Annotated in this window: 25 protein-coding genes; 17 read left to right on the top strand and 8 right to left on the bottom strand. The window is 55.4% G+C overall.

Going from position 1 to position 23,478, the window contains the following annotated elements:
• Positions 1–124: 124 nt before the first annotated feature.
• Entirely contained in the window at positions 125–2,503 is a 2,379-nt protein-coding gene (locus ACR0ER_RS22215) for an autotransporter family protein (RefSeq protein WP_480770771.1), read from the bottom strand.
• Between the two features lie 211 nt (positions 2,504–2,714).
• Here ACR0ER_RS22215 and ACR0ER_RS22210 point away from each other — a divergent pair, with 211 nt between their 5' ends.
• From ACR0ER_RS22210 to ACR0ER_RS22165, 10 genes are all read left to right on the top strand, one after another.
• On the top strand, positions 2,715–3,272 hold the full coding sequence (locus ACR0ER_RS22210) for a hypothetical protein (protein WP_010443781.1): 558 nt from the start codon (positions 2,715–2,717) through the stop codon (positions 3,270–3,272).
• A gap of 53 nt (positions 3,273–3,325) precedes the next feature.
• Positions 3,326–3,847, top strand: a complete 522-nt coding sequence (locus ACR0ER_RS22205; protein WP_480770770.1) for a hypothetical protein — start codon at positions 3,326–3,328, stop codon at positions 3,845–3,847.
• 5 nt (positions 3,848–3,852) lie between these two features.
• On the top strand, positions 3,853–4,179 hold the full coding sequence (locus tag ACR0ER_RS22200) for a hypothetical protein (RefSeq protein WP_170418283.1): 327 nt from the start codon (positions 3,853–3,855) through the stop codon (positions 4,177–4,179).
• A gap of 114 nt (positions 4,180–4,293) precedes the next feature.
• On the top strand, positions 4,294–5,028 hold the full coding sequence (locus ACR0ER_RS22195; RefSeq protein WP_010443788.1) for a hypothetical protein: 735 nt from the start codon (positions 4,294–4,296) through the stop codon (positions 5,026–5,028).
• 321 nt (positions 5,029–5,349) lie between these two features.
• Positions 5,350–5,865, top strand: coding sequence for a DUF805 domain-containing protein (locus tag ACR0ER_RS22190; RefSeq protein ID WP_029622284.1), 516 nt, complete (start codon positions 5,350–5,352; stop codon positions 5,863–5,865).
• A 145-nt stretch (positions 5,866–6,010) separates the two neighbouring features.
• Positions 6,011–6,301, top strand: coding sequence for a hypothetical protein (locus tag ACR0ER_RS22185; protein ID WP_170418286.1), 291 nt, complete (start codon positions 6,011–6,013; stop codon positions 6,299–6,301).
• 159 nt (positions 6,302–6,460) lie between these two features.
• The gene (locus ACR0ER_RS22180) at positions 6,461–7,234 is read left to right on the top strand and encodes a hypothetical protein (protein ID WP_170603540.1); all 774 of its coding nucleotides are present in this window, start codon (positions 6,461–6,463) and stop codon (positions 7,232–7,234) included.
• Positions 7,218–7,445: a DUF3955 domain-containing protein gene (locus ACR0ER_RS22175; RefSeq protein WP_170568172.1), complete on the top strand. Its 228-nt coding sequence runs from the start codon at positions 7,218–7,220 to the stop codon at positions 7,443–7,445. Before ACR0ER_RS22180 ends, ACR0ER_RS22175 begins: the two co-directional genes overlap by 17 nt.
• On the top strand, positions 7,445–7,891 hold the full coding sequence (locus ACR0ER_RS22170) for a hypothetical protein (RefSeq protein ID WP_010443799.1): 447 nt from the start codon (positions 7,445–7,447) through the stop codon (positions 7,889–7,891). Before ACR0ER_RS22175 ends, ACR0ER_RS22170 begins: the two co-directional genes overlap by 1 nt.
• Before the next feature lie 572 nt (positions 7,892–8,463).
• Positions 8,464–8,640 (top strand): hypothetical protein, encoded by a 177-nt coding sequence (locus ACR0ER_RS22165; RefSeq protein WP_157769979.1) that lies wholly within the window; start codon positions 8,464–8,466, stop codon positions 8,638–8,640.
• A 52-nt stretch (positions 8,641–8,692) separates the two neighbouring features.
• Here ACR0ER_RS22165 and ACR0ER_RS22160 read toward each other — a convergent pair whose 3' ends face one another.
• The 6 genes from ACR0ER_RS22160 to ACR0ER_RS22135 all read right to left on the bottom strand — a co-directional run bounded on the left by ACR0ER_RS22160 (position 8,693) and on the right by ACR0ER_RS22135 (position 14,767).
• Positions 8,693–9,106 (bottom strand): hypothetical protein, encoded by a 414-nt coding sequence (locus ACR0ER_RS22160; protein WP_170568171.1) that lies wholly within the window; start codon positions 9,104–9,106, stop codon positions 8,693–8,695.
• Between the two features lie 92 nt (positions 9,107–9,198).
• Positions 9,199–10,347: an AAA family ATPase gene (locus ACR0ER_RS22155; RefSeq protein WP_029622285.1), complete on the bottom strand. Its 1,149-nt coding sequence runs from the start codon at positions 10,345–10,347 to the stop codon at positions 9,199–9,201.
• 497 nt (positions 10,348–10,844) lie between these two features.
• Positions 10,845–11,447: an amino acid synthesis family protein gene (locus ACR0ER_RS22150; protein WP_010443804.1), complete on the bottom strand. Its 603-nt coding sequence runs from the start codon at positions 11,445–11,447 to the stop codon at positions 10,845–10,847.
• Positions 11,448–11,460: 13 nt separating this feature from the next.
• A complete protein-coding gene (locus ACR0ER_RS22145) occupies positions 11,461–13,569 on the bottom strand; it encodes a CoA transferase (protein WP_170486591.1) in 2,109 nt (702 codons plus the stop codon).
• A complete protein-coding gene (locus ACR0ER_RS22140; protein ID WP_254447392.1) occupies positions 13,566–14,333 on the bottom strand; it encodes an alpha/beta fold hydrolase in 768 nt (255 codons plus the stop codon). Before ACR0ER_RS22140 ends, ACR0ER_RS22145 begins: the two co-directional genes overlap by 4 nt.
• 32 nt (positions 14,334–14,365) lie before the next feature.
• Positions 14,366–14,767 (bottom strand): RidA family protein, encoded by a 402-nt coding sequence (locus tag ACR0ER_RS22135; RefSeq protein ID WP_170418304.1) that lies wholly within the window; start codon positions 14,765–14,767, stop codon positions 14,366–14,368.
• Positions 14,768–14,910: 143 nt separating this feature from the next.
• Here ACR0ER_RS22135 and ACR0ER_RS22130 point away from each other — a divergent pair, with 143 nt between their 5' ends.
• From ACR0ER_RS22130 to ACR0ER_RS22115, 4 genes are read left to right on the top strand one after another with little or no spacing between them, the layout of a single operon-like run.
• Complete coding sequence (locus tag ACR0ER_RS22130; RefSeq protein WP_170568169.1) at positions 14,911–16,392, top strand: aldehyde dehydrogenase; 1,482 nt, start codon at positions 14,911–14,913, stop codon at positions 16,390–16,392.
• 11 nt (positions 16,393–16,403) lie between these two features.
• Complete coding sequence (locus ACR0ER_RS22125) at positions 16,404–17,444, top strand: LLM class flavin-dependent oxidoreductase (protein ID WP_170486588.1); 1,041 nt, start codon at positions 16,404–16,406, stop codon at positions 17,442–17,444.
• 4 nt (positions 17,445–17,448) lie between these two features.
• Positions 17,449–18,252, top strand: a complete 804-nt coding sequence (locus ACR0ER_RS22120) for a carnitinyl-CoA dehydratase (RefSeq protein ID WP_170568168.1) — start codon at positions 17,449–17,451, stop codon at positions 18,250–18,252.
• Positions 18,252–19,199, top strand: a complete 948-nt coding sequence (locus tag ACR0ER_RS22115; RefSeq protein ID WP_170568167.1) for a 3-hydroxyacyl-CoA dehydrogenase NAD-binding domain-containing protein — start codon at positions 18,252–18,254, stop codon at positions 19,197–19,199. The genes ACR0ER_RS22120 and ACR0ER_RS22115 overlap by 1 nt, the downstream gene beginning before the upstream one ends.
• Here ACR0ER_RS22115 and ACR0ER_RS22110 read toward each other — a convergent pair.
• Positions 19,181–20,251, bottom strand: a complete 1,071-nt coding sequence (locus ACR0ER_RS22110) for a GlxA family transcriptional regulator (protein WP_170667836.1) — start codon at positions 20,249–20,251, stop codon at positions 19,181–19,183. The two genes, ACR0ER_RS22115 and ACR0ER_RS22110, sit on opposite strands and share 19 nt — an antisense overlap.
• A gap of 119 nt (positions 20,252–20,370) precedes the next feature.
• Between ACR0ER_RS22110 and ACR0ER_RS22105 the strand changes: the two genes are divergently transcribed.
• From ACR0ER_RS22105 to ACR0ER_RS22095, 3 genes are all read left to right on the top strand, one after another.
• Positions 20,371–21,261, top strand: coding sequence for a beta-keto acid cleavage family enzyme (locus ACR0ER_RS22105; protein WP_120981302.1), 891 nt, complete (start codon positions 20,371–20,373; stop codon positions 21,259–21,261).
• Positions 21,254–22,255: an ABC transporter ATP-binding protein gene (locus ACR0ER_RS22100; RefSeq protein ID WP_170568166.1), complete on the top strand. Its 1,002-nt coding sequence runs from the start codon at positions 21,254–21,256 to the stop codon at positions 22,253–22,255. Before ACR0ER_RS22105 ends, ACR0ER_RS22100 begins: the two co-directional genes overlap by 8 nt.
• Positions 22,256–22,331: 76 nt before the next feature.
• Positions 22,332–23,438 carry an extracellular solute-binding protein gene (locus ACR0ER_RS22095; protein ID WP_480770769.1) on the top strand — a complete coding sequence of 369 codons (1,107 nt, stop codon included), beginning with the start codon at positions 22,332–22,334 and terminating at the stop codon, positions 23,436–23,438.
• The last annotated feature ends 40 nt before the right edge of the window (positions 23,439–23,478 follow it).

Genomic DNA, 23,478 nt, shown 5'->3' with positions numbered 1-23,478 from the left:
TGCTTGTAGCTGATCGACGATGAATTCATCGATGTCACCTATGTCCAAATCCAAGCATGAGCAACCGAACGACGGTTAACGTGACAACACCAGCTTACCACTCCTCTTCGTTGGCCCGCCCTAATCAGAACCGAACGCTTAAGTTTGCACCGAGGCCATGTTCTTGGCCGTTGGAGCGAACTGAATAGCCATATCCTGCCGTTAGTCTGGCCAGATCAGAGATCTGATACCCTAGCCCCAGACCAAGAACGAAGCCGTTTGCTCCTCGGTTTTGACCGACTTGCGTGAACGTGCCAAATATCGGGCTTGTTACAGTGATTTCGTGCTCATTGTCCTTGTTGGCAAAGAAGTCATATTCATACCGGGCAAAGGCGATTGGGGTTAGCAAACCATTCTCTGTCAAGAAATCCCGCTGGTAGTCAATTCCAATAGAAGCGACCAGCGATTCTGCGTTCGCTTTTTCAATCGAGTAATTGAAATCACCACCGCCAGTCTCTGTGCCTGAACCTTGTTGGATACGCCCGTAGTTCAATCCGAAAACCGTAGAAACCCTTGCACCGCTCTCCAGGTTAAACAACTTCCGTGCCTGGATACCGGCGTGGATTCCCTCTTGGTCCAAATCCGATTTAGCCTCGCCCCCCGTAAAGCCATCAACAGAAGGGTTATTTCGCTTGGCGTCGGTTTCACCGAACATGTAACCGACCAGCCCGGAGAACTCCCAAGTTCCGGTTGTTGTGCGCCCATAGACGCCCACATGATAGCTGTCGGTCGAAAAGTCCTGATCGACTTGATCGTGTTCATCCATGGAGGATGTCCCAAAACCTGCGTACACGCCGACCACACCTCTATCGGTGCTTGCGACATCCGCTCCGACCAAAATCGTGCCCAGCGAATAGTCGAATGTCCCAAGGCCATTGCTTCCATCAACGTCCCCGCTCACATAGGCCGTGTCGATCCACCAGCGCCGATCAGAGCAGTCTATTGCGCCGCTCGGGCTCTGGGCCGAGTCGATGTCGCCTTCTGCAACGGGTTGATCCGCATTGCTGAAGCCAACCGCTTGATACTTGCGGCAGTCAGCATGGCTCAGCACAGTGTTTGTTATCAGGTCAAGTTGCTCAAGCCCAACGGTCAAATTGGAGGAATAGGGCTCTGCGTGCACACGATTAAATCCAGACAAACCTGAATTGGTAAGCGTGTTAACGGTATTACCCAAGGTTGAGCCATTGGTCAGATTAGTTCCAGGTGACGTGTTTGTGGTGTTAGCCACCGCACCAGCAAGGTTGCTTGCATTGGGAGATCCAACAACTGATGGATGTTGTGGTAAACTCGAAACGGGGAGGGTCGAAAACGCTATGTCGATTCTACCGTCCGCGGTTGGCGTGTTTGAGATACTCAGACTGGATAGGGCGGGCAGAGATCCTCCGGCAACAAGAGTTGGGGAGTTTCCATCGAAACGCGAGGCTTGAAAAACCGTGTAGTCGTTGCCAGCAGCATAGTCCTGCGCAGTCAAGCCTGGACGAGCGGCTTCGACTTGTATGGTGGCGTTGTTGATACCAGTGACTGCGTCTGTTGACGAAACCAGATCCGCTTTTTGTGCCGCTGCGGGGTCGACTTCCGACAAAATCGTCGACCCCGCAGCGAAGGAAATTGCACTATTAATATTCAACGTCCCAATCGAGGAGCCCGGTGAAAGAACAGCGCCATTTCTCACGTTGAAATTGAATGCGTTCACGGTGCCGTTGCCGGCCAGAGTACCAAAGTTATCAAAATCGACCGTGGTTAAGCTGCTGGACGCGTCAAGCCGAAGTGTTGAACCAGCACCGATCACCATATTGCTGGTGGCCGACATTGAACTGTTGGTCAGTGTAAAATCAGACGCTTGAGCGCTTCTTGTCTGAATGTTGATCACACCAAACGCGATTTCCGTCGCGTTTGTTACTGTCAAATTATCGTAAGTTAACGGCGTGTCTGATTGGAAAAATACCTCGGTTGGGTCAACATCACTCCCATTTGCGGGCGCAAATGTCATGGACCGTCCTGATCCTATCGAAGTCCCTACAATATTGACTCGTAGTCTGCCGTTGATTTGCGTCGTCAGGGCCTCCCGTGAAACAAAGTCGCCGCTCCCTGCCGCGACATCGACGTTCAACAAAGTCAGTACCGATGCTCTGTCTGGATTTTGACTCTGCCCCGGGACATACAGCTCAATTTCCCCAGAAGGCGTTATGGTGGAATTACCAATCAGAAGCGCCGTGATGGGCCCGTTTGGAATTGGCAGGCAGGTTTTAACAGTAGAAGATATCGTCTGCCCGCTAAGAATGGTCTCTGTTCCAGCAGTGTATTCTTGACGCGGAGCACCAACTTCAGCGCAAGATTGCGAACTTTGGGCCTGGGCAATGCCGGGCAGTAAGAAGTACGCCAAGGCTCCGAGTGTGAGCTTAGTGAAAAGTGCGCGATCAACGTACGGCGCTACGCTTGCCTGAACTCGATCCTTTGTTTCCATAAGCTCTCCCCACTAACTTCACAAACGCGGCCACAACCTTTTGCGATCATCCGGAGAATATTTGAGCACAAAAAAATATTCGAATGAAAGACCGCTATGGCAAATGGTTTTTGATGGGGGGCCGCGGTGCAACAGTGCCGCTTGAAGATTATTCGCCTCGCGATAGAATTTACTCACGAAACTGCAAGAACTCTGCCCGGAGTATTCGCGCATGCAGAAAGCACACCAGTTACGTCCGTCTGCTGCGACGAAGCGCTTAAAGCGGCCGTTCAAGCAAAGTGCAGCGAGTTGTCGAATGCCAGTGTTCGAATTATGGATTGCGCGGATGATGTTTGCTCCCAACTGTCACGCGTCGCGGCGAACTGCAGATGTACTCTTCTGCAGGGAAAGGAGCCCCAAGGTGGAAGTGCGGAAAGTTGGACTGGATATCGGTTTCGCCACGCTCAAAGGCTCGTCCACGGCGGTCAATTCCCAGCGCTTAGCCTGCAACTCCGGCGTGTCGAAATCTCGGATCATGGAAGCGTCTGAAGGCATAGTCTGCTGCGGAAATGGTGCCGCAGAGAAGGTCATCGACAACGCTTTCGTGAGAGAGCCAGACGACCCTTGGAGTGTAAGCGTTGCTTTTGATGGCGATACCATTCGCGCGATGACGTCGCACAGCTTTTTCGATCACAGCCGCCGACAGGGTTCCAGTTCGGGCTGTTTGGCGAAGAACGGTCGAAATTCCTTGTCTTCAGTGATGGTGACGAAACTAAATCGAATTCGGTGACAACACCGGCGAACCATGCAGCGGAACCTTAGGTACATGATGGAGAATCGAAAATGGAGACTAAGATAGCCGGAAAGAGCAACCGCGACGATGCCCGGAAATGGGCGTTCTTTCTCTGTGCAATCTTGACGGCATTCAACACTGGTCCAGCAATTGCACAAGATTGGTCTGCGCTGCCGGCGCGGTTGGCCGAAAAGGTCGAAGCCGCCCAAAGGGCTTGTTCTGAATTCGAGAACGGACAGTTCGCCCTGGAGTTCGGTGCGGTTCGCCGCGTGGATCTGGACGGAGACCTCCAGCGGGACTGGGGGCTGGACGAAAGTGGATTCTCGTGTTCGACCGCTGCATCACTCTATTGTGGTACAGGCGGTTGCATGTCCCATTTCCTGATCGAGGATCGTGCGTTTTCGCTTCTCAATCAGGGTTGGGAGATGGCGAACATCGGCCCGTTCCGGGTGCTTCTGGCGGATGTGCATGGCTCGCAGTGTGAAGGTATCAACCCAACGCCCTGCATCGTAGCCAGCGTATGGGATGCAGAAGAAAAGGTGTGGCGCAGCACGCGCGCAGAGTGGGAGTAGCGTATTTGAAACGACACCTCGAAATGATTATGCTCAATATCGGCACTATCGCATCGGTGCTGGCTGTTTCGGGGTGCATTGAAACTACTCCTGAGGTTGCCATAAGCGAACCTGATCCGGAATTGATCTTCGTCCGCGGCTACAGAAGCGCTGCTGATGATTGCCGCCTCGTTGGCGAAAGCGCTTTTACCCTCGATTTCCTAGACGACGCTGCCGATCTTGTAGCGTGTTCAACCGGTTCGACGGATATGGATGAACTCATGGCACAGACTGGTGTGCCAATCCTGACCCAGACGAACAGCTACACATTTTTCAGCGTACCGCGAAGGTAAGAAACATCCATGTCCGCGTCCCAATTCATTTTTTCTTGCGTCCCCACAACAATGGCAACCATTACAAGAATCACGGCCACTGCGAGGAGTGCAACGAAATCTTTCAGAGAAAAGTTGTCAACATCGTTTGCCATCTCACTATTGGCTGCAGCTGTGATCGGGAACAACGCTGCGGGGGATCCTATACCAGAGGGTCCACCTGGCGACATTGGCACCTTGACCGAGGAAGACTTCATTGTCGATGGATCTGCAGGTGGCGCAAAACGCTTTACCTTCACCAATGGCGAGCGAAGCCTGTATTTCATCCCCATGATCCATATCGCCGAGCAGCCTTTCTATGATCGTATTGCCGCTGAGGTCGAACGCCTCAAGCTAAATGGAGCGGACCTCTATTACGAGTTTATCGACTTCGACACGGCCAGCGTCGCCGACAAACTAAGGATACGCGCAATGCTGGGCATGCTTCCCTCGCCGGCCTTCTATGCCGAGAACGTGTCGGACGGTCTTGTTGCACAGGACAACGAGGCTTTCCTTGGCTTCCCCGGTGGTCAGGATGTGAACGTGGATCTGACACCAGCACAAATCGCAGACGCCTATGAAATGCTGATTGGACCACTCGAAATCAGCGAAGAGAACCTGTCGACGCCCATGAGAGACTTCGTTCTGCCGACTGCGGACCCCGCGCGGGTCACGCAGATCACAATTGACGCACGTAACAGGCACTTGGCAGCCGTGATCGATGCCGCTCCGGGTAACGTCGTTGTCCTCTATGGCGCAGCGCATGGCGCGGGGACCCTGCAAGAGTTGCGGGCTCTCGATCCCGAATGGCGGCGCGCGCCCACATTTTGACCGGCCGACCCCACCTGACAGTTTAGTATCGACGCCCGAGAAAGAGTGCGTGCGTCTTCGCGTCTGGTTTACCCCAGAAGCGTGCTTCACTCAAAAAGCATGATGAGGTGACACGGAGGCCACGGTATGGGTCGGGATTACCAGGTGCATTTTGTACTACCGCAGCAGGGAAACCGAGCGCTGCTTCAGAGAAGATTCTAAGGTGGCGAATTTGGACACTCACCGGTTTTGAGGGAGCAGTGCCAAGGCGATTGACTAAGCCGTGGAGTAGGGTCCATGATTTCAGAGAGATCGGGCCGCCGCTCTAAGGAGTTCGGAAATATGGGATTTGTTCAAGCAACCAAAACGTGCTTTGGAAAGTACTTTGTTTTTTCCGGGCGTGCAGTGAGGTCTGAGTACTGGTGGTTTGTGCTGTTTGTTGTTCTCGTAAGCCTCGTCTTTGCAATCGTCGACGCATCAATCTTTGGGACGGATCCCGAAACCGGACAAGGCATCCAAGTCCTGACCCCAATTTTTCAGCTTGCCGTTCTAATACCCATGCTGGCTGCTGGATGGCGTCGACTGCACGACACAGGACGACCGGGCTGGTATTTGCTTTTGCCTGCAGCACTAAGCATCGCGACTGTGCTCATGCTGTTCAGTGGCATCGCAGTGTTCTCTGCGCTCGAGCAAGGCGCGAATGATCCTGAAACTCTGAGGGGCCCAGCGGCTTTCCTCGGTGTCACCGGGTTGATGGTTGTCGGTATTCTGCAACTCATACTCTCAGTGCTCATGATCTGGTGGCTGAGTCGACCGTCACAAGAAGGCGATAATGCATACGGTCCCGCTCCAGTTTGACGCTATGACGCAGACTTGGTCAGAGGTTTTGCGGGGACGTAGTAAAGTTGTTTGGGAGAATACTAAGGAAGAATCTACGGTTTGCCTGCACGGGTCTCGCTATTCCGACTGTCAACAACCAACAGAATCAAATTGGGGGGAATAAGTGTCTAACTATTCAAAAATTGGCCTTGCAGTCTTCGTTGCAACGGCTGTCGCAGGCTGTGTCGAGACGACGCAACCCGGCTCTGGTGACGGTGAGGCCGTCGCGCGCGCCAATTGCGTCGCAGATGTCAACTCTACCGTCGGTGTCACCGGTTCGTCAGTGAACGACGTTACTCGCCTTGACGATGGCTTTAGCCTGCTCATGAACGTACCCGGCGCGCAAAATTTCTGGGTCTGCGAGACGACTCCGTCCGGCGCTGTCACGTCCGTGTTCTTCATGGGTGAGGGATAAGCTCTTTGAAGCGGGCGGTCTAAAGAGCCGCCTATTCCAAGAGGAAAAAAGATGTGAAGCGGGTGTGGCTTTGGGCACTAGGTTGATGAGTCAACCGGCTCTCACGAATTTGAACACCGGCAGCCGCCGGTTTCGCTCTCTACAATAATGAGGTCATAAATGAACTGGCTTTCCACATTATTTACGTCCTTTTTGCTCGCTGCTCCATTGTCGGCAATGGCAGATTGGCAGTTTAGTTCAGGCCCAAGCCCTAATGCATTCATTCAGGCGAACAATATCACTTTAGAACTGCAATGCGACCGCATACGGTTTGCTCCAGCAGGCTATGAAGACAGCCAAGACATCGTGAACAAGCAGGGGCTTTCGTTTCGATTCATGAGCAACGGCACAGCTGAAGTCGGTGCGTTTCAGGCCGGGCGGGCCAACAGTTCCTTCCGGGTTGTGGACAATTACCCCGTCGAAATTGAGTTCAATGACGCCAATGACTACGTGTTTGTTCTGGATCAGATTGCCGCTAACGCGACGCTCAATCTCTCTATGACCGATCAGGACATTTCGTATGCGATCCTCGAATTGAAGGGGTCTTCGGCGGCCATCCGTTCGTTGAAACGCAGTTGTAGTAACCTCGCCTCGTCGGGTTCAGGTTCCCTTCCGGAAGCACCTGAAGGCGTAGTCTACTGCGGCGGGGGCGGCACTCAGCGACAGATCGAATATGCCATTGTCGACACCGGCAGCGACTGGGACGCGCGTGTTACGGTCAACGGTGAAACGATGGACGCAATGACGTCCTACAGCTACTTCGGCAATGCAGAGCCGCCGCGTGGCTTTATCGTCGCTCTCTTGGGCCAGGACCGTTCCGAGTTTCTCGTTTTTGAAGATGGTTCAGAGCGTTGGATCGAATACGGAGACTATCGATATGATCAGTGCAACTAGGCGCGCCGCGAAAGTGACCCTGATCTCGGCGCTGTTCTCTTTGACCATTGGTGCGGTTTTATGGGTCCTCTATTGGGTGCAAGGTGTGCAGATTGACGAGGACGGAGTGCTGCGCGAAGCGTTTTTCCTTCTCGGCCTTGGATGGATATTCACCTTAGGTGCAGTGGCGATGCTTCTGACGTCGCTGTTTCTCTATTTTTGGAACCGTTAATGCGGCTCTTCGCCTTAGTCGCGGCGATGGTAGTGCTGGTGACTGCCGCGTTCTGGGCGGGCGCGCGTGTACAGCTGGCCGTACAGGAGGACAACTGCCTGGACCTCGGCGGTGGAAGACATCCAGGGGACTACCCGGTATGCGTGGTAGAGCGATTTCCTGACTGGATTTCCATCGGCCCGATTGCTCTAATGCCTGCTGCTGTCCGCGAAATGAGCACCGAAGAGACCGGCAATGAGCAAGTGATCCTTCGGCTCGAGCTAAACAAAGACGCTGCTTTCGCCGTGGCGGGCCTGACAAGAGCGAAGATCGGAAAGGACCTTGAGCTGCGAGTTGGGAACAGGATGGTTAGCGCCGTGACGGTCAGAGAGGAGATCGCGAACAGGCGATGGAACCTCATCCTTCCCAAGGAGGCCGCCGATCTCGCGGTGCGTGAATACCAATGACTCAGCTAGCGCAGCTTCCTGCATCGAAATAGAACAATTGTGCGGGTCTGCTAGAGGAAAATCTATTGTCGAAAAACTTAGATAGCACTCTCTGCCGCAGCCTTGATCTTCAGCTTTCTGCTTCTGGCGGGATGTGCAGATTCCGTCCGGCAAGGCGGCGCGTGACAGGACACCCTGTCGGTGGTTTTGGATCAGGGTCCGCCCAGCAATATCGAGCGGCTCAACGATGGTCGGCGAGCATACTAGTGGATTGTCGAATTCACAGGCACGCAACCGATTGTAACCAACGCAACGACGAATGTAGAAAACGACATTTTATGTTCTACCCTAGCGAATACGTCATCTACTACGTTCGAGCCCTATTAGTATCGTTGCCCTTATTCTTTGATTGCGACGCCGCAGGGATATAAGTGGGCCATAGAGGGGCTTTTCAACGGGCGACCCAGATGTAACTAACCTTGCACCGATTTAGGTTATGCAGAATACGGCCCGGAGATCATCTTAGCCATGGAAATAACGGGAATCTGCACTCATCATTGAGATTTATGGAATCATCAAATGACGGAAAACCTATGAACTATGATGTCGCGCACGCGCTTGCTTCTGGTGCCTTACTTTACGCCACCTATTGGTTAATGCAGCTTACCGGTGTCCTTGACGGAAAGAGCAAGGGAAGACAGCGGCTGACACTTGCGGTCGCCTTTGCAGTCGTTATTCTTTTGCTAAATCTAGTGTGGCCAACCGCCTGATGAGTTTCCTTTAAGACTAGTTCACGAAGTCGCCGGGAGAGCGCTACCGCATTCAGCTCTCAGGAACCCATCCGCATAAAGTGTAGATCTGGTAAGTGGAGGTTTCTTCGTCTGGTGAGTTTACAACCAGCAGCCTATTTTTCTCAAGCGGGGTTAAGAGCTGGCGGTAAGAATAGGTTGCACCGTCAAATGAGCAGGCCAGATCAACGATTTGCACCGCGGTTCCGCGAAGAGCCTGAACTTGAGCGTAAGCACAAGACCCGTCGTCCGATTTGCGCCCCTCGTCGTCATAGATGACGTATCCGGCACGAAGGTCCCCATATTCCTCCGAAATCCGCGCGCCTTCCGCGCACGAAAGACCTTCCGGGACATAGAGTCCAGAAAAATGAACCTTTTCGGCCACTACAATCGATGAACTCAAGCCATACAAGATAGTGGCAAGTTGTACCGTAGATTTGGAAACCATGCGGTTATATCGCGCGCGAGGTCAGTGTGGGTCAAGGCGATTCCGTGTAACGCACAACTCAATCGCGCGCGTTGTTAGCACTTCCCTAAAGGCTATCGTTTGGGCCACGACCAAGGTATGGGTTCCGCCGCTTCGACAAAGGTTTCCCCAGTGGCTTTGCCGAGGTGATGCGTGAGCGCATTACCCTTGCTCAAAGCTTTGGCTAACGCTCGGTTGTGAGAAACGACGATGATCTGACTTCGCGCGGAGGCTTCTTTGATCAACCGAGCTAGAGGTGGGATTAAGTCAGGATGCAGGCTTGTTTCGGGCTCATTTAGGACCATCAGGCTAGGAGGTCGTGGCGTCAGTAAGGCCGCCACGAGGAGCAGGTATCGCAGGGTCCCATCCGACAATTCCGCAGTGCTGAGCGGGCGCAGCAACCCGTGCTGTTTCATTGTGAGGCTGAATAACCCATCTTTCGCATGAACCTCAATTGAACTTCCCGGAAATGCGTCCATGACGGTCTTTTCAAGTGTTGCCACATCGCCGATTTCCCGAATTGTCTCAATAGCTGCCGCCAGGTCCGAGCCGTCACTTGCAAGAATTGGAGTTCGGGTGCCGACCTGTTGCCTTCTGGCCGGGGCCTCACGATCAGTCCGAAGTTGATCATAGAACCGCCAATTCCGCATACGGTCTCGTAAATGCAGCAGCTCTAATGCGTTATTCGGATCGGCTGCGTGGGTCATCATACTGTCAAACGGTGGAAGGGTAGTGGCCGCCTGGTTCCAAGAACCGTACTCCGACCGTACCCGTACACACGGGCCACGGCGCTCTGCAAGCGCGTTGTGTCGGCTCAATGTCTCGCCGATCCACAATGCTTCGGACTTGATCTCAGGATCATTAGAAAAGGCTGAGGTTTCTGCTGGCAATCCAAGCTCGACTGCGTACCCGTAGTCTTCGGACGCAAAGCCAAGCTTTAGGCCGACTGGTTTGCTCCGAGTCGTTCCGGTGATGGGTACTTCACCCGTTTTCATCCCTCGAGACAGCACTTCAGGCCCCGCCCACATTGTGGAGCCCAACCCTCCTTCAGACGCGAGTGTAGAGATAACACTACCTTGTGACACCTCGCTCAACATTCGAAGCGCGCGATACAGCGACGACTTTCCGACCCCATTGCCACCGGTAATTACCGTCAGGGGAGCAAGTGGCAGAACCAGATTTCGGAGAGATCGATAACCGGCGACAGCAACTGTAACAAGCATTTCAGTCTTTCCGGCTCCGGCGATCACACATCAACAGACGACCTATCAGACTAAACACAGGATGTCCGCAACAGGTTTTGATTAAGGCTTTCATGTAGCCGCTGCGAATGAGAGCTTTGTCTGTGGCTGACACAGTTGCATGGAACAAACTTCCTTGCTGTTATTTCTGTCCAAATGAGCTAGACGCACTAGAAAAAGGGAGGTGGGTAGTAGTTGTAAAGCCGCTTTTTATGAGGTTGGTGTCCCTGAGCGAACTCCATGTTTGGCGCTCGCTGCCTGATGATGAGTGTCTGAGCATTTCTAAACGCTTCCGGCTGAACGCGAAGTGACTCCGGTTTAGCCGACCCAGAATACCCCATCAAGGAGGCGGCGGTCGTTGGCGATTTTGCGCCCAATCCTTATTTGTTGATTGTCAGCTCTCGTGCTGAGTTGGTCTGCATCGAAGACAACAACTTGCCTCAAGCCAATTACCTGATACGCATCATCATCGTAACAAACTAGACCCCAGCCGGGTTCTCCACATCCCTTCCCAAGGCAGCGAGGTCTGAGTATCGGTCGCCGATCCGGTGGTGCGGGCGACCACGGGTTGATGCCCCCAGAGCCACAACAAGTTCATCCACATCCGGCGCGTCGTAGATTGAAAACTGGACGGTCAGGTAGTGCGACCGCCGCCCGGTATCATGTTTGTCCATCAGCGGGATCTGAATTTGGGTGTTCGCGGGCCCTCGCGTGTTTGTGAAACCGAGATAGCTTTTTGCACCCACTGCCTCACGATAATAATTTCCGTACTGCAGGGTGTGAATAAGCGCGGAGGCATGTTCAATCTCACAACTTGTCCCGGCGATACAGGCTTTTCCGTAGGCTTCTATCGCATCGCCTGACCCCGCCAGAGCGATCAGTCTGTTGGTGAGCATCTCTCCCAGAACTGGCGCCATGCGCTGAATCTCTGGTGAAAGATCATCGACAAAGCCACGTCCTGCCCAAGGGTTTCTGACCACCGCTGCCACGCCGATCATGCGCAACACGGGTTCCGAAGGTCGGCCTCCTTCTGTGTGAATATCCTCATCAAAGGTGACTACCTTGCGCAATTCGGGGATCATATTGCTTCTCCTGTCAAACGTGATAGCTGTGGTGCCCGGTCGGTGTGTGTACGACGCCTTCGACTTCAGTTCCGTGGTAGAAACCAAATGTACCGTGGCTGTTTTCCTTTGCGTAACGGCGCAACATCGAATTTTCAGCCCCGTCGCGTACGCGTTCCAGCGGCAAGTCGCCGAGACCAAAGTATTGCATGCCGTCAGGGGGCTGCCCATGAACGCTTCCGTGGTAGATGATCCGCTGCGTCCCACTTTTGGATATTCGATAAACCGCATAAGGATGCGCCAGCTCTACAATCAAATCTCGGTTTGACAGATCAGTGATCAGCCCATCTGCAGAATTGTTATTTGCAGGAGCAACCGGCACTGAAATGTGCCCGCTTTTGTCAACGGAGAGTAGGACCCGATCTTCGTTGGCCAGTACCGCTCCGACGGTCACACCACCTGCAGTGGCGGCCTCTGTCAGGGCACTGTTGAGCCCCAAATCGAAATAGGCACCGCGAAAGTAGCCCAGCGGATGTCCCTCGCGCGTTTCGAAATCCTCCACGCGGCCGATCAGGATCAGATGGTCACCAGCATCGACCAAACGGTGTCGGGCACAGCTGAACCGGGCGAGCGCACCGTCTATCGTGGGCATGTTCCGCGCGTCAGGTTGCCAGGCTGCAATGTCGAATTTTTTGGCTGATTGAGACGCGAAAAGGCCCGAGATTTCTTTTTGGTCGTCCGACAGGACGTTGACCGTGAAATGATCCGCCTGCAGGAAGGTTTCAAAGGACAAGGCCTGCTTACCGACACAAACCAGGAGTAGAGGTGGGTCGAGAGAAACGGAGGTAAATGAGTTCGCCGTGAACCCGCGCGGGGTCCCGTCCGGCTGCCGGGTAGTTACCACTGTCACACCGGTGGCAAAGCGCCCGAAGGCGTCGCGCAGCGCCTTCCCGGCTAAGGGTTCCGTCGACTCCGGTGGGGTCAATCCTTCCAGAATGCTATTGTGCTCACCTAGCGCAGGAGGGGTCGTCAGTGCACCTTGGCGGTGTCGACCGAACCGCAACGGGTTTGCTGCCACGATCCAAGGTTCATGCCCCGCATCCGGATGCGGGACCTTCGCCAGCATGCCGCGACTGGCTACATGAGGGTCGGCCGCGATGTCCGAGATATTGTTCATCGGGCCGAACGGGACCTGGCCACCCAGTGTTGCCGTCAATTGCTCCTTAGTCCGTTGTCGGGTCCAATCGCGTACGATTTTGTTGACTTCGGAAGCATGGTTGGCCCGGGCCGCCCTTGTGGAGAAGCGGTCATCTTGTCCAAGTGACGGTTGCCCCATCAGCCGTGTCAAAAGCTGCCAAAACGCGTCATCGACAATACCAAGCGCGATGTGGCCATCGGCTGCAGGGTAAAGGCCAAACGGGGAAAGGAATGGATGCCCGTTGCCTTCCGGTCCGGGCACCTCTCCTGTCACGTTATGCAAGTAAACCATTCTTTCGCAGAGCGAGATCATGGCATCATACATGGCCACATCCACAAACTGCCCTTTGCCCGTCGCTTCGGCCTCGCGCAGGGCGGTCATGATACCGAAAGCCATCATCATGCCGGTGAATATGTCACCCACCCCAGGTCCGGTCTTGGTGGGTGTGTCAGCATTCGGTCCGGTGACGGACATCAGACCGCCCATGGCCTGCGCAACCACATCGTACGAAGGCCAGTTGGCATAGGGGCTTTGGCCTGTGCGCGGGTCGCCAAAGCCACGGATCGCGGCATAGACGAGCCGGGGGTTGTCGGCAGCAAGGCTTTCATAAGACAGGCCAAGGCGATCCATTACGCCCGGGCGGAAATTCTCGACGATGACATCCGCCGTTGCCGCAAGTTCTCGAAAAGTCGCGCAGCCCTCGGACGATTTCAGATCAAGCTGCACGCTTTTCTTGCCGCGGTTCAGGCTTACAAAGTAGCCGGCCCAGGCATGATCCGGATCGTCTTGACGGAACGGTCCGTTGCCGCGGCTGGTGTCGCCATGTTTGCCTTCGATCTTGATCACCTCGGCCCCGTGATCCGCCAGATGCATTGTACAATAGGGACCTGAAAGCATCCGGCTCAAATCCAACACACGCAGGCCTTTGAGGATTTTGGTGCTCATGGCTTCAGATCCAGATTGTTGAGAAAGCTGCGGAGTGGCTTGTTCACTGCGTCCGGGTCTTCGGCAAGTGCCATATGCCGCAGTCCCGGGAGGATAAGTGCACTGCCCCCCGCAATCTCGCTTGCGATGGCATAGGCCATGTCAGGCCCGTTGCCGAAATCCTCATCACCGGTAATCACCAGCGCCGGGCAAGAAATCGGCGGGCTTGGCGCAACAATTTCGTCGATACCATCGGCCAGCACGCGATAGATAGTGTGGTAAATTGCTTTGTCATTGGCCATGACCCAGTCGCGTACCGTCTCCATCATACGAGGGTTGGACTGGCGGAACGCATCGGTGAACCACCGGTCCAGCGCAGCTTCGACCGTTGCCTTTGGTCCGTCCCACCGTGCCTGTTCCACCCGTTTCAAGATTGCCTCTTGTGCGGCGTCGGTCCGTTTGTGAGGGGAATGAAGGATCACCAGAGCTGAAACCCGTTGTGGCACATCCTGGGCAAACCGACGCGCGATCATGCCACCCAACGAGAACCCTGCGATAACCGCGCTTTGGATGGCGCAGTGGTCCAGCAAGCTCTCTAGCTGGCGTGAAAACATTGAAAGGCTGGGGCGTTCGGGTGGCGGGGCACTTTGCCCATGACCATATAGATCATAGGTGAGAACGCGAAAGCGATCAGACAGTGCAGGGATCGTCCATTGCCAGCAATCCTGGTTCAGGCCCAGCCCATGGATCATTACCACAACAGGCGCACCTTCTGGTCCTGTCATTTTTAAATGGGTTCCGTCTGGTGCTATGCCCATCAGGATTGGTCCTTGAGGGGGCGATAGGCTACGACTTCGACCTCAACGCGGGCATCCACCAGAAGATCGCTGACCACAGCCGACCGGGTTGGAGGCTCAACTGGAAAATAGTCGGCGTAGACGGCGTTAAATCCAGGGAAATCGTCGCGCTCCCGCAGCCAGACCATGGCCTTGATGACATCGTCGCGGGTGCAGCCTGCCTTGGCTAGTGTCTTGGTGATGTCGTCCAAAACTGCGCGGGTCTGCTCTTCGACGGTGCCATCGGTCATAGGCACGCCGTCTCGCATAGGAATTTGCCCTGTCAGAAAAACGAAATCACCTGCCCGAATGGCGCGGGACAGCGACAGAACCCGTCCGCCAATTTCCAGTGGACCTCCGATAACCTGCTTTTTGCTACCCATTTCCAAGCCTCCCTTTGGAACAGCCTGCACCCATGATCGGATGCGAGACCCGGATTTTTCGACAGACTGCGTCGTATTTTCATAACCCTGAGGCGCGAAAGCAGACATGAATAGGGAGGCAACAATCAGGGGGGAGGCACGCCATGGCTGATGTCAAAAACTATCAGATGCTGATTGATGGCGACTGGGTCGACGCTGCGGATGGCGGTACTTTTGACAGCGTCAACCCAGCCAATGGTGAGGTCTGGAGCCGTGTTCCAGAGGCAACTGAGGATGATATCAACCGCGCAGTCACCGCGGCGCACACTGCTTTTAGCAGCGGCCCCTGGGCGCGGATGACACCGACCGAGCGCGGCAAATGCCTGCGCAAGCTGGGCGATCTTCTGGCGGATCATTCCGAAGAGCTGGGACGAACTGAATCCATCGACACCGGCAAGATGCTCAAGGAAACGCGTTGGCAAGCCAAGTACATTGCCGAGTTTTTCCACTTTTTTGCTGGGTGTGCGGATAAGGTAAGCGGCGAGACACTGCCCATCGACAAACCTGACATGTTTGTCTTTACCAAGCGCGAACCTCTGGGCGTGGTTGCTGCCGTGGTGCCCTGGAATTCGCAATTGTTCCTTGTAGCGGTCAAGATCGGCCCGGCATTGGCTGCCGGGAATACGGTTGTTCTAAAAGCATCCGAACATGCCAGCGCGGCCATGCTGGAGTTTGGGCGACTTGTCGAAATGGCCGGTATCCCGCCTGGTGTGGTCAACATCGTAACGGGTCATGGTGAGCCCTGTGGACGGGCTTTGACCGGGCATCCACTGGTGGCGCGCGTCTCTTTTACCGGTGGCCCAAATGCCGCGCGCCATGTGCTGGAGAACGCAAAACGCAACTTTGCCGAGGTCTCATTGGAACTGGGCGGCAAGTCGCCCTTCATTGTTTTTGATGACGCCAATATCGAAAGTGCAGTCAATGCCTCGATTGCCGGTATCTTTGGCGCGACAGGGCAAAGCTGCGTCGCCGGATCGCGGCTCTACTTGCACGAGGACATCGCGGATGAGTTTCTCGACAGGATGGTGGCGCAGGCGCAGCAGATCCTCATTGGCGATCCACTGGCCGAGGAAACTCAGATGGGGCCGCTTTGCACCCCTGGACAGTTGGACCACATCCAACGCGAGGTTGCCTTCGCTCAGGAAGAGGGCGGCACAGTTCTGGTGGGGGGCAAGCAGCCGGAAGGCAAAGCAGGGCTATATTTCGAGCCAACCATCATCGACTGCCCACGGCAGGATCTGCGTATCGTCGATACAGAGCTTTTCGGCCCTGTACTTTGCGTCCAGCGTTTTAAGACCGAATCTGAGGTGCTGGAACTGGCCAACGATACCGAACATGGGCTGGCGGCGGGCATCTTTACCACCGACGGCGCGCGATCCTTGCGCATGGCAAATGCGGTGCGTGCCGGCATCGTCTGGGTGAACACCTACCGTGTTGTGTCGCCGATAGCGGAGTTTGGTGGCGTTAAAGGATCAGGCTATGGCCGCGAAAGCGGGTTCCAGGCGATCTACGATTACACCCGGCCCAAGACGGTCTGGATGAACACATCGGATGAGCCGATGGCGAACCCGTTTGTAATGCGCTGAGGGAGGTGAGCATGAAATTCCAACTTGCCGTAAACATGGAGCGGATCGACAACAGTCTTGATATGAAAGACGTCGCGCGCCACACATTGGAGATGGTGCAAATCGCCGAGGATGGCGGTTTCGATATCGTTTGGGCTGCTGAGCATCACGCGCTGGAAATGACGATTGCGCCCAACCCGTTCCAACTGCTGACTTGGTGGTCATCCGAGACCAGCCGGATCCGGCTTGGTACGGCGGTGGCGACCGCTGCGTACTGGCACCCGATTAACCTGGCCGGTGAAGCCGCGATGCTGGATCTTTTAAGCGGCGGTCGGTTGGAGTTTGGTATCGGGTCAGGTGCCTATCAGCGCGAGTTCGATCGCATGAAGCCGGGCCTCAAGCAATCTGATGCGTGGCGCTATATGCAAGAGATGCTGCCCACGGTGCGCGAGTTGTGGAAGGGCGATTATGCGCATGAAGGCGAATATTGGCAATTCCCGACATCAACCTCGGTGCCCAAACCATTGCAAGCCGAGGTTCCGGTTTGGGTCGCGGCGCGCTCGCCGATCACCTATGACTACGCCATGCGTGAACGCTGCCACGTGAATTGCTGGCCTTTCACCCGCCCGTTCGCTGAGGCCGAGCTGTACAAAAAGCAACTCGATGAGGCGATTGAAAAAGCGGATAATGGCTGGGTTCCACGTTTTGCGCTGATGCGCCATTCCTGCGTTTACGACAATGCGGCCGATGGCGAAAACGCGATGAAGGCGGTGCGACGATTGCTGAGCCAGTTCGAAAACCTCTATCGCAATTTGGGCGATGTCAAAGATGGTTTTCCTGCTTCCATTCCGCTGGATCAGTTGGAGGGCCGGGAACAGTATGATCCCTTGATGCTGGAAGAAAACCTAATGTTCGGTTCACCTGAGCGTGTGATTGGAAAGCTCAAGAAATATCAGGGGCTCGGTGTGAACGAGTTCATCTACTATGCCTCGATGGGGCTTGATCACGCGGCGCAGCAGCGATCCTTGCGCATGTTCTGCGACGAGGTCATGCCGGAATTCAAGGAGGACTGAAGCAATGGCAGAAGGGGTCAAAACACACCGCGACGGCCACGTTCTGGAAATCACACTAGAGCGGGGCAAAGTAAACGCCATCGACGTTCCCACCAGTCAGGCCTTGGCCGCGGCGTTTAAGGAGCTGCACGAGGACAAGGACTTGCGTTGCGCGATTCTGACCGGGGGCGGAGATCGGATTTTCTCGGCCGGGTGGGATTTGAAGGCCCTGAACGAGGGCGAAATGCAACTCGACAACTGGTGGGAGAGTGATGACTACGGGTTTGGCGGGTTCACGGGTCTGACCGAGAATTGGGCGCTCAACAAGCCGGTTATCGCGGCCATCAACGGTCTTGCAATCGGCGGTGGATTCGAGATGGCCATGGCCTGTGATCTGCTGATTGCGGCGGATCATGTGGAGTTTGGCCTGCCTGAAATGCCTTTGGGCATCGTTCCAGATGCGGGGGCACTACAACGCCTGCCTCGGAGAATACCGCACAATATCGCGATGGAGATGTTTCTATTGGGCCGTCGCATGACCGCCACCGAGGCAGCGCATTACGGGTTGGTCAACAAGGTGGTTCCAAAGGATCAATTGATGACAGCGGCCCGGGAATGGGCGGCCTCGATTGCCTGGTCAGCGCCTCTTGCAATGCAATCCGTCAAGGAAGTGCAGCGCGAGATCGAGTGCGTGCCGCTGGAACAGGCCTTTCACAAGATGCGCACCGATCCGATGCCGATCTACCGCAAGATGCTGAAATCTGATGACGCGGCCGAAGGTGTCGCGGCTTTTGTCGAAAAGCGTGAACCCAAATTCAAGGGTGAGTGATGTATCCTGACCCCTCATCGATCACCCGCATCACCAGCATTGGAGCCGGCCCCATCGGCGGCGGCTGGGCAGCGCATTTTCTTGCGCGTGGTTATGATGTGACCGCCTATTTGCATGACGCGAGCGAAACTGATGCTTTCTACGAGATCCTGCATACTGCCTGGAAAAGCTTGACGGATTTGGGCCTTGCTGCTGGCGCGTCGCTTGACCGTTTGCGTATTGTCACTGATCTGGAGGCTGCGCTGGACGGCGCCGAATTTGTGCAGGAAAGCGCGCCCGAGCGTCTTGAGATCAAGCAGGCACTTTATCAACGACTCGGGCTCATTTTGCCAACAGACGTCGTGATTGGCTCTTCCACGTCCGGCTTGATGATGACCGACATCCAAGCGACTTGCGCGACACCGGAACGCTGTGTGATCGGCCATCCCTTCAATCCACCATATTTGCTACCACTGGTCGAAATCGTGGGCGGCGAACAGACATCACCAGAGGCGGTGGCTTGGGCCGGGGAATTCTACGAAATAGCGGGCAAGGCCCCGTTGATGATGAAAAAAGAGATCCCCGGCTTTGTCGCGACCCGACTGCAAGAGGCGCTTTGGCGAGAGGCCCTGCATATGGTCGCCAATGGAGAGGCAACGCCGGAAGACATCGACATCGCACTCATGAACGGCCCGGCGCCTCGTATGGTCTCGCAGGGTCAGTGTATGGCTTTTCACGTGGCCTGTGGTGCCGGAGGCATGGCCACCAACCTGGATCAGTTCGGCCCGGCGCTTAAACTGCCCTGGACCCGGTTGGAGGCACCTGAGTTGACGAAGGAATTGCGCGATCGCATGGTCGATGGCTGCAACGCTGTCGCCGGCGACCGAGATTTCGAGGACATGGCAGCCCAACGGGATCGCGAAATAGTTGCAGTGCTGAATGCTCTGCGTCAGTCCCGCGGGGGATAACCTTGAGCGGGCACGTTGTTCAGAATGGACAAGAAATCCGAGAGAGAGCCGGGCCAGCTGGGTGCCGGCTCGCTTTTCGGCCATGCCTCACGGTATTCGGATGGGCGCCGGCCGAAGAATTTACCGAATGAATAGGCAAAATGTGACAGTGTATTGAATCCTGATGCGGTGGCAATCTCGCGTACACTGAGGTCGGTCGAAATCAACAGTAGGCGAGCATTCTGCAATCGGCGCAATAAGCCGAATTGCACCACGGTACAGCCCACGTGTTTCTTGAATTGGCGTTCCAGTTGACGCTGAGAAACACCCAGAACATCAGCGATTTGGGGCACTTTGAGCGGCTCTTCTATGTTTTCTTCGATCAGGGTCATCGCTTCTCGGATCAACGGAAGCATGGTTTCCGTGCTCCGGCCCATGGTGCTGCGCTGGGGTGAGGCGGCGTCGCGAATGGGGTGATGCAGCATCTGGTCGGCAATCTCCCCCGAAAAGCCGCTGTCGCTGATGGATTCAATCAGCCTTAGCATCAGATCGACCCCAGCCAACCCGCCCGCGCACGTCATTACCTTGCCGTCAATAGTGAACAGACACTCATGGACATCGACCCGATCAAAGGATTCCCGGAACCCGCTCAACCACGACCAGTGAATAGTCGCAGGTTTGCCGTCCAACAGGCCTGCACGTGCGACGATGTAGCTGCCCAATTCAACGCCGCAAACAGTTTCGCCTGCGCGTGCGCGTCTTCGCAACCAGGTGAGTAAAGCGGTGTTTTCGTAGTGTTCAGTACCCCAACTGCCCAACACAAACACAAAACCTGCCGGAGTGAGGCTCCCGTAGTCGGTGTCAACTGCGGTCGTCATGCCATTGCTGGCAACAATCTCAGGACCGTCGAACGAGACGATGTCCCAGGAAAACATCGGTTCTGGCGCCAGGTAATTTGCGATCCGCATGGTTTCGATCATGGTGATCAGCGTGGTCAGGTTGAAACGCGGGACAACGACAAATACGGCATGCCGTTTAGCCCGAGCCATATGCGTTGTGATGTCGACATGCATTGGTTTTACCAAGAAGCTTTAGGTCAGATTTTTCGCCATTCTAACCTAATCTGTGGCGGATAATCGACATCTTTATCCGTCAATCGCGCGGCAATCTAGGTAAAAAGGGGGGCTCGGATATGACCTACGAAGTTGTGCTGACCTGCGCAGTTACCGGTGCGGGAGATACGACCGGCAAGAGCTCTCACGTGCCGGTGACCCCGAAAGAAATTGCTGATGCGGCAATCGAAGCCGCCAGGGCAGGGGCCTCTGCCGCGCATGTGCATGCGCGTGATCCTGAAACAGGGCAGGGCTCACGCGATCCGGCGCTCTTCAAGGAAATCGTGGACCGAATACGCGAAAGCGATACCGATGTGGTCATCAATGTCACGGCAGGTATGGGGGGCGATTGGATTTCAGACCCGTCCAATCCCGCCATGCCCGGTCCGGGCACCGACATGATCGGCCCGGAAGAACGGCTGGCCCATATCAAGGAATGCCTGCCTGAAATCTGCTCTCTCGATTGTGGCACGCTGAATTTTTCCGACACGGACATGATCTATATTTCCACGCCACCGACACTGCGTCGGATGGCGGCACTGGTTCAGGAATGGGGTGTGAAGCCCGAGCTTGAGGTCTTTGATCTCGGCCATATCCGATTTGCCAAGGCGATGGTGGAGGAGGGGCTGATTGATGCTCCGCCGATGTTCCAGTTGTGCCTTGGAATTCCATGGGGGGCCGATCAAACGGTGGAAACCATGGCGGCTATGAAGGCGCAACTGCCCGTAGGCGCCAGCTGGGCCAGTTTTGGGATTGGGCGGGGGCAGATGCCGATGGCAGCCGCAGCTGTCGCGCTTGGCGGGAATGTGCGTGTCGGTCTTGAGGACAACATCTACCTTGATCGCGGGGTTCTGGCGACAAACGGCCAGCTTGTCACCCGCGCCCGAGAGATTATCGAACGGATGGGTGGGCGGATCCTGACACCGCAAGAGTCGCGCAACAAGCTGAACCTGAGGGGGGCGGATGGCTGATCCAACCCAAACCGGTAGCTTGCAAATTCGCGATGTCTCCAAGTTTTTTGGTCAGTTCCGTGCTGTCAACGACATCTGCCTGGATATCCGAAATGGAGAGTTCCTGACGCTGTTGGGCCCGTCGGGATCGGGCAAAACCACCTTGTTGATGATGATCGCCGGGTTTCTCGACATATCGAAAGGAGAGATTGCGCTGGACGGTGCGTCCATCTCGGATGTGCCCGCCGAAAAGCGCAATTTCGGCATGGTGTTTCAAGGATATGCTCTGTTCCCCCATATGACTGTTCGCGACAACGTAGGTTATGCGCTAAGCGTACGTAAACGCCCCGCCGACGAAATTCGGAACCGTGTCGACGAGATGCTGGAGCTGGTTCAGCTTCAGGAGTTTGCAGATCGCAAACCGGGGCAATTGTCTGGTGGTCAGCAACAACGTGTGGCCCTTGCACGTGCCTTGTGTTTTGCGCCGCCTGTGCTGTTGCTGGACGAACCGCTGGGAGCGCTGGACAAAAAGCTGCGTGTCGAAGTGCAGGAGCAGCTCAAGGACATTCATCGCCGCGTTGGCACTACCTTCATCTATGTCACGCATGATCAGGAAGAGGCACTGTCGATGTCTGACCGCATCGTGATCATGCGCGACGGCGCGATCGAGCAGGTCGGAACGCCAAAAGAGCTGTACGAGCGCCCGATCAATCAGTTCACCGCCAGCTTTCTGGGGAAATCGAACTTTATTCATCAAAACGGAAAGGTCTTTGCGCTGCGCCCGGAAAAAATTGATCTGATGCCCGGCAACGAAAACACCGAGGCCCGGATGAGGGGCGCCATTCGCAGCATCACCTATTTCGGCTCGATGCAGAGGATCATCGTGGACACCGACGAAGGGGCCGAGATTGAGGTTGATATCGACGTCTGGCGCAACGCCTCTGATCTGGCGGAGGGGGTGCGGGTGGATTTGCTTTGGAAAGACTCAGCAGCAGTGGAGCTACAAGCGGGCTAGGCACCCCAACACAGAACGCCCAGAGGCGTCATGACCGAAAGCCGAGTCAAATCTCGGATCAAATGGGAGGAAGAAAATGCACGATAGACAATTCAAAAAGGAAATACTTGCCGAAAGCGCCCAGGCGTTTAGGGCTGGCCGTATGGATCGACGCACGTTTCTGGCGCTTTGCGGTGCCTCGGGTGTCGCAATGAATGCGGTACTGGCGGGCGACGCCGAAGCGGCGGCGGACCATGTCGTGATGTGGAACTGGGGCGGCCAATCCGAAGAATGCCATGGCTCGGCCATCGGTGAGGCCTTTACCGCCAAAACCGGCAAAGGTTTGAAGTTTGATACCTCTGGTCCGTTGGAAGGCAAGATCAAGGAAATGGTCGACAGTGGCAATGTGACTGCCGATGTGGCTGATGCGGATTTGTTCAACGCCGTGTCACTTGGACCAACCGGGCATCTGGAGCCGATTGACTATTCCGTGGTGTCCAAGGAGAAAACGCTGCCCGGCTATGCGCTGGAATATGGGGTGTCGATCATCCTCTACGGGTATGCCTTTGTGTATGACACTGAAGCCTATGGCGATAATCCACCGCAAAACTGGGCCGATTTCTTTGATACCGAGAAGTTCCCCGGGACCCGTGCGCTTTACAAATGGGCAAATGGGTCGCTCGAGGCCGCATTGATGGCCGATGGCGTCGCTGGCAGCGATCTCTACCCGCTTGATATGGAACGCGCTCTGAACAAAATCCAGTCGATCAAAGATGACAGCCTTTACTGGGGCTCGGGATCGGAAGTTCACTCGATGGTGGTCAACAACGAGGTCTCGATGGCGATCATCTGGCAGAACCGGGGTCGCAACATCGAAAACGACACTGATGGCCAGTACAAGTTGGTGAACAATCAGGCGATGGCGATGCCGGGGGCGTATATCGTGCCTAAGGGCAACCCCGCTGGTGCCGCAGTCATGGATTTCATCGCCACGGCGCAGGACATACCAGCGCAGTTGGCGCTGTTGGATTGCCTTGGCATGACCCCGTCAAATCCCGAGGCCTTTGGCCAGATCCCCGAGGACCAACAGCCTTATGCGATCACCTCGGCCATGAACATCGACAAGATCGTCTACAACGATCCGGAATGGTGGGGCAACAACGGTGGCGACGCGGTGAATGCCTTCCTCGAAGCGATCAGCTGATCGCTTTAGCTTATGGTCACCCGATCCTAAGGGTCGGGTT

This window comes from Ruegeria sp. CH8 (genome assembly GCF_056536985.1).
Note: the sequence above shows the minus strand (reverse complement) of the source record. Positions and strands in the feature narration are given on the sequence as shown.